This is a genomic window from Bradyrhizobium cajani, from assembly GCF_009759665.1.
GTDB lineage: Bacteria > Pseudomonadota > Alphaproteobacteria > Rhizobiales > Xanthobacteraceae > Bradyrhizobium > Bradyrhizobium cajani.
In genome coordinates, this window is the sequence record NZ_WQNE01000003.1 from 353,801 (window position 1) to 360,000 (window position 6,200).

Annotated in this window: 6 protein-coding genes; 5 read left to right on the forward strand and 1 reads right to left on the reverse strand. The window is 66.9% G+C overall.

Annotated features, from left to right (window positions below; all coding sequences use genetic code 11):
• Nucleotides 1–35: 35 nt before the first annotated feature.
• Nucleotides 36–494, reverse strand: coding sequence for a carboxymuconolactone decarboxylase family protein (locus tag GPL20_RS06615; RefSeq protein WP_157328787.1), 459 nt, complete (start codon nt 492–494; stop codon nt 36–38).
• 97 nt (nt 495–591) lie between these two features.
• Between GPL20_RS06615 and GPL20_RS06620 the strand changes: the two genes are divergently transcribed.
• From GPL20_RS06620 to GPL20_RS06640, 5 genes are all read left to right on the forward strand, one after another.
• Nucleotides 592–1,446 (forward strand): sigma-70 family RNA polymerase sigma factor, encoded by an 855-nt coding sequence (locus tag GPL20_RS06620; RefSeq protein WP_157328788.1) that lies wholly within the window; start codon nt 592–594, stop codon nt 1,444–1,446.
• Nucleotides 1,447–1,524: 78 nt separating this feature from the next.
• Nucleotides 1,525–2,781 (forward strand): M20/M25/M40 family metallo-hydrolase, encoded by a 1,257-nt coding sequence (locus GPL20_RS06625; protein WP_157328789.1) that lies wholly within the window; start codon nt 1,525–1,527, stop codon nt 2,779–2,781.
• A 184-nt stretch (nt 2,782–2,965) separates the two neighbouring features.
• Nucleotides 2,966–3,643: a GntR family transcriptional regulator gene (locus tag GPL20_RS06630; protein ID WP_254125261.1), complete on the forward strand. Its 678-nt coding sequence runs from the start codon at nt 2,966–2,968 to the stop codon at nt 3,641–3,643.
• Between the two features lie 122 nt (nt 3,644–3,765).
• Nucleotides 3,766–4,566, forward strand: a complete 801-nt coding sequence (locus GPL20_RS06635) for a phytanoyl-CoA dioxygenase family protein (protein WP_157328790.1) — start codon at nt 3,766–3,768, stop codon at nt 4,564–4,566.
• Nucleotides 4,567–4,733: 167 nt separating this feature from the next.
• Nucleotides 4,734–6,047: an NAD(P)H-dependent oxidoreductase gene (locus tag GPL20_RS06640; protein WP_157328791.1), complete on the forward strand. Its 1,314-nt coding sequence runs from the start codon at nt 4,734–4,736 to the stop codon at nt 6,045–6,047.
• Nucleotides 6,048–6,200: the final 153 nt, after the last annotated feature.

Genomic DNA, 6,200 nt, shown 5'->3' on the forward strand with positions numbered 1-6,200 from the left:
TAAGGAGAGCGCCGTCGGCGCTCTCCTTCCATTCCTCACGCGACCTTCCACACGCCGACCGGCATCCTGATCGTCGCGTTCAGCCGGTTCCAGACATTGATGGTTGCGATCGAGAGGATCAGCGTGGCCAGCTCGCGTTCGTCGAAATGCTTGGCGGCCGCGCTCCACATCGCATCCGGCACCGGGTCCTCGCGGTCGGCAAGGCGCGTGACCGCCTCGGTCAGCGCCAGCGCGGCGCGCTCGGCCTCGGTGAAATAGGGCGCATCGCGCCAGGCGGAGACGGCGAACAGGCGCTCATCGGTCTCGCCCAGCTTGCGGGCGACCTTCGGATGCATGTCGACGCAGACGCTGCAGCCGTTGATCTGGCTGGCGCGCAGGTGCACCAGTTCCAGGAGCTTTTCCGGCAGGCCCTGCTTGGTCAGGTTGCCGAGGGACTGAAGGACGTTCATGGCCTCTGGCAGGACCATGACCGGGTGATTCATGCGGGCGTTCATGATTTTCATCTCCATTGAGAATTTCGACGGTTCCGGTCACATCGGCCGGACTGGTGTCGTCATGGGGATGACGGATGCCGATGAGGGAACGTGACCGATGACCGAAAATTTTCTCAGCCAGCAGTTCGAGGCCAGCAGGGACCATCTGCGCGCTGTCGCCTACCGCATGCTGGGCTCGCGCGGCGAGGTCGATGACGCCGTGCAGGAAGCCTGGCTGCGGGTCAGCCGCTACGACATGTCCGATATCGCGAACCTGCGCGGCTGGTTGACGACCGTGGTCGCGCGCATCTGTCTCGACATGCTGCGCGCGCGGAAGGCGCGGCGGGAGGAGCCGATGGGGCCGCACGTGCCGGAGCCGGTCGACGAGACGCGGGAGCGCGAGGCGGAGATGGCCGATTCCGTCGGCGCGGCGCTGCTGGTGGTGCTTGAGACATTGCAGCCGGCGGAACGGCTGGCCTTCGTGCTGCACGACATGTTCGCCGTTCCCTTCGAGGAGATCGCGCCGATCGTCGGCCGCTCGGTCGATGCCTCGCGCCAGCTTGCCAGCCGTGCGCGGCGGCGCGTACAGGGCGCGCCGGTGCCGGAGACGGATCTGTCGCGCCAGCGCAGGATCGTCGACGCCTTCCTCAAGGCTTCGCGCGAGGGCAATTTCGAGGGCCTGCTTGCGGTGCTCGATCCGGACGTGGTGTTCCGCGCCGACCAGGCCGCGGTCCGGCTGGGCACGCTGCCGGAGATCCGCGGCGCCGATGCGGTTGCGCAACTCTACAAGGGCCGCGCACAGGCCGCACGGACCGCACTGGTCGACGGCGAGATCGGCGTTGCCGTCATCCTCGGCGGACATCTGCGCATCGCACTGCGTGTCACGTTCAACGGCGACCGGATCGCGGAAATCGAAGCGCTGGCCAATGCGGAGCGGATCGCGACGCTGGAAGTGGAGGTGCTCGGGCGCTAGGTGGCAACGGGCTTCGCCCGATGCTAGGCTTTTCGCCAATCGCGCGCGCCCGCGCGCGAGACGCGAAAGGATGCTCCGATGAAATCCCGCCTCACTCCGCTGTTCGCCCTGTCCCTGCTCGGCCTTGCCGCCAGCGCCACATCCGCGTTCGCCGCCGCCGACGAGAAGATCAAGGCAGCCGCCGAGCAGGAGAAGGCACCGCTGATCGAGACGCTGCGCGACATGGTGATGATCGAGAGCGGCAGCGGCGATGCCGAGGGGCTGAAGAAGATGGCCGACTTCACCGAAGGCCGCCTGAAGGCGCTGGGCGCCACCACGGAGCGGCGCAAGACCACCGCCGGCACGCGCGCCGACATGGTGATCGCGACGTTCAAGGGCACCGGCACCCGCAAGCTGATGCTGATCGCGCATATGGACACGGTCTATCAGCGCGGCGTCCTTGCAAGCGAGCCGTACCGCGTCGACGGCAACCGCATCTACGGACCCGGCATCGCCGACGACAAGGGCGGCATCGCCGTGGCCCTGCACGCGCTCAAGATCCTGAAGGACGCCGGCTGGCAGGACTACGCGACACTCACGGTAACCTTCAATCCGGACGAGGAGGTCGGATCGATCGGGTCGGGCGAGATCATCGCAGAGCTCGCCGACCAGCACGACGTCGTGCTCTCCTGCGAACCGACGGTGGCCTCGCCGCACGCGAAAAATGACGGGCTGCTGCTCGGCGCAAGCGGCACCGCGACCGCGAGGATGGAGGTGAAGGGGCGCGCCTCGCATGCGGGCGCCGCGCCCGACCTCGGCCGCAACGCGCTGATCGAGCTCGCGCATCAACTGCTGCAAACCCGGGACGTCGCGAAGTCGATCCCGGGCACGCAGCTCAACTGGACCACGGCGCAGGCCGGCACGGTGCGCAATCAGATCCCCGAAAAGGCCGAGGCCGGCGCCGACATCCGCCTCACCATTCCCGACGGCATCGCCAAACTGCAGGCGGCGCTCGACGAGAAGCTGAAGACCAAGCTCGTTCCCGACACCGAAACCACGGTGAAGATCATCGCTGGACGTCCGCCCTTCGTCTCCAGCGATCGCGGCCGCGCGCTGGCGCAGGAGGGGCAGGCGATCTATGCCGAGATCGACCGCAAGCTCGATATCGCCGAGATGACCGGCGGCGCCACCGACGCCGGCTATGCCAATCGCAGCGGCAAGGCGGTGGTGGTCGAGAGCTTCGGCCTCGCCGGCTTCGGCTATCACGCCCGCGACGAGTTCATCGACACCAACTCGATCGTGCCGCGGCTCTACCTGATGAGCCGGATACTGATCGAGCAGGGCAAGAAGAAATAGGGCCGCCCTTTTTCTCGAGAAACAACCCCATGCACAGTAGGTGGCTCGAGCAATATCAATAGCTTAGCCGCCCACGAAATTGGCGACCGGGACCAGCCCGGAGACGCTTGACGCCCCCGATCCGCCGCTGTATCTTCGAATACGGAATTCCGTATTCCCTCTTCACTGTTTCGGAGTTGCCGGCGTGATCCCTCTCGACCCGCTCCCGAACCTGATCGACCAGGTCTATGCCCGGATCCTGGAGGCGATCTCCGACCGCACGCTGCAACCGGGCCAGCGCATCCGGCAGAACGAACTCGCCGACAAGCTCGGCGTGTCGCGCCAGCCGGTGTCGCATGCGCTGCACCTGCTGCACCGGCAGGGGCTCGTCGCCGAGAGCGGCAAGCGCGGCTTTGAAGTCACCCAGCTCGATCCCGCGCGCATCCGCCAGCTCTACGAGGTGCGCGGCGCCATCGATGCGCTCGCCGCGCGGCTCGCCGCGGAGCGCGCAGGCGCTGATGCAGCCGGACGCGCGCGGCTGGAGGCAGCACTTGCCGCCGGTCGCGGGATCGACCGCAACACGACGCTCGCCGAGCTCATCGTGCTCGACGTCGATTTCCACCGGGCGATCTACCAGCTCGCCGGCAATCCCGTGATCGAGGAGACGATCGCGCCGCAATGGCCGCATATGCGCCGCTCGATGGCGACGGTGCTGTCCGAGCTCGACTACCGCGGCAGCGCCTGGGCCGAGCATGCGACCATTGCCAGGCACATTCTGTCGGGTGAGGCGAAGGCGGCCGAGCGCGCGGCGCTGGCGCATGCGCAGACGGCGGGGCGGATGACCGAGGAGAGATTGAGGGCGACGGCGGAGGTGGCGGCGTAGTCATTTGCGCTGTCATTCCGGGATGGTCCGCAGGACCAGACCCGGAATCTCGAGGTTCCGGGTTCGGTCCTGCGGACCGCCCCGGAACGACGAACAATAAAAATCAAACAGGAGGACGACCCATGAAACTGTCCCAGGAGCAATTGGAGTTCTTCCACCGCGAGGGCTGGCTGTTCCTGCCCGAATTGTTCAGCCAGGAGGAGGTCGATCTCCTGGCGCGGGAGGCTGTCGCCATCTACGACGCCAACCGGCCCGAAGTCTGGCGCGAGAAGAGCGGCGCGCCGCGCACGGCCTTTGCCGCGCATCTCTACAACGAGGCGTTCCGCATCCTGGGCGCGCATCCGCGCATGATCGAGCCAGTCGAGCAGCTCTTCGGCGAGCCGGTCTACATGCACCAGTTCAAGATCAACGCGAAATCGGCCTTCACCGGCGACGTCTGGCAATGGCACCAGGATTACGGCACCTGGAAGCGCGACGACGGCATGCCGGAGCCGCGCGCGATGAACATCGCGATCTTCCTCGACGAGGTGATGCCGATCAACGGTCCCCTGATGCTGGTGCCGCGCAGCCAGAACGCCGGCGACCTCGAAGCCTCGCATGATCTCGCCACCACGTCCTACCCGCTTTGGACGCTGGACGAGGACACCGTGACGCGCCTCGTCAAGCAGGGCGGCATCGTGGCGCCGACCGGCAAGGGAGGCGGCATGCTGATGTTCCACGGCAACCTCGTGCATGGGTCGAGCGGCAACATCACGCCCTATCCGCGCAAGATCGTCTACCTGACGCTGAACGCGGTCTCGAACTACATCCGCACACCGACGCGGCCGGAGTACATCGCCCATCGCGATTTTGCGCCGATCAAGACGGTGGACGACGACGCGCTGCTGCGCCTTGCCCGTGCGCCGCGGCAGGCGGCGGAGTAGGACGCTCTCATGCAATAATCTCAGTCGTCATGCCCGGGCTTGACCCGGGCATCCACGTCTGGACGCGATCGCTGGAAGTAAGACGTGGATGGCCGGGTCAAGCCCGGCCATGACGAGCCGATAGAGACAGGCGTCTCACGAATTTCTGTATCACCGGAAAGATTCCAATGAACCTCTTCCGCCTCCTCCAGGCCCGCGCCGCCGCCGGCAAACCCGTCCGTGTCGCGCTGATCGGCGCCGGGAAATTCGGCTCGATGTTCCTCGCACAGGTGCCGCACACGCCGGGGCTGGAGGTGCCCATCATCGTCGACATCGACCGCGACCGCGCCCGCGAGGCCTGCCGCACCGTCGGCTGGGACGCAGCGCGCATCGCGGCGACCACCTTCACCGATGACGGCGCGCGCGCCATCGCCGGCGGGGCGATGGACGTGGTGGTGGAGGCGACCGGCAATCCCGCCGTGGGCATCCGGCACGCGCGCGCGGCGATCGCTGCGGGCAAGCATATCGTGATGGTCAATGTCGAGGCCGACGTGCTGGCGGGCCCCCTCCTCGCCGACGAAGCCCGCAAGGCCGGCGTGGTCTATTCGCTCGCCTATGGCGATCAGCCGGCGCTGACGGCGGAGATGGTCGACTGGGCGCGTGCCACCGGCTTTCGCGTGGTTGCCGCCGGCAAAGGGACAAAGTACCTGCCGGCCTATCACGACGTGACGCCCGATGGCGTCTGGCAGCATTACGGCCTGACCGCCGGCGAAGCGCAGTCGGCCGGGATGAATCCGCAGATGTTCAACTCCTTCCTCGACGGCACCAAATCGGCGATCGAGATGGCTGCGATCGCCAATGCCTGCGCCCTCGACGTGCCCGCGGATGGCCTGCTGTTTCCGCCCTGCGGCGTCGACGATCTGCCGCACATCATGCGGCCGCGCGCGCGCGGCGGCGTGCTGGAGCGGTCGGGCGTGGTGGAGGTCGTGTCCTCGCTCGAGCGCGACGGCCGGCCGGTATTTCGCGACCTGCGCTGGGGCGTCTATGTCGTTCTGGAAGCACCGAACGACTACGCCGCCGATTGCTTCAGGCAATATGGCCTGAAGACCGACGCCAGCGGGCGGTTCGCGGCGATGTACAAGCCCTATCATCTGATCGGCCTCGAGCTGAACATCTCGGTGCTGTCGGCCGCGCTGCGGAGCGAACCGACCGGCCAGGCCATGGGCTTCCGCGGCGACGTCGCCGCCGTGGCCAAGCGCAATCTGCGCGCCGGCGAGATGCTGGATGGCGAAGGCGGCTACACCGTGTGGGGCAAGCTGGTACCGGCGACCGCGAGCCTGAAGGCCGGCGCGCTGCCGATCGGCCTCGCACATCGCGTCAAGCTGAAGCATGACGTCGCCCATGGCGCAGTGGTGCGCTGGAGCGACGTCGAATTCGATCCCGGCAACGAGACGGTGACGATTCGAAAGGCCATGGAGGCCGCGTTCGCAGCGCAGCATTGAACAGGGCGCCAGCGCGACCCAACCAAACTGCGCTTGCGCTGCAGGTTCGCTTTCGTCATCCTGACGTTGATCCGGGAGTTTGAATTTCGGGCACCACAAGAAACGTCGGGCAGCGGCGAAGACAAAGCGACGCCAAGATCGCCATCCCTCGTC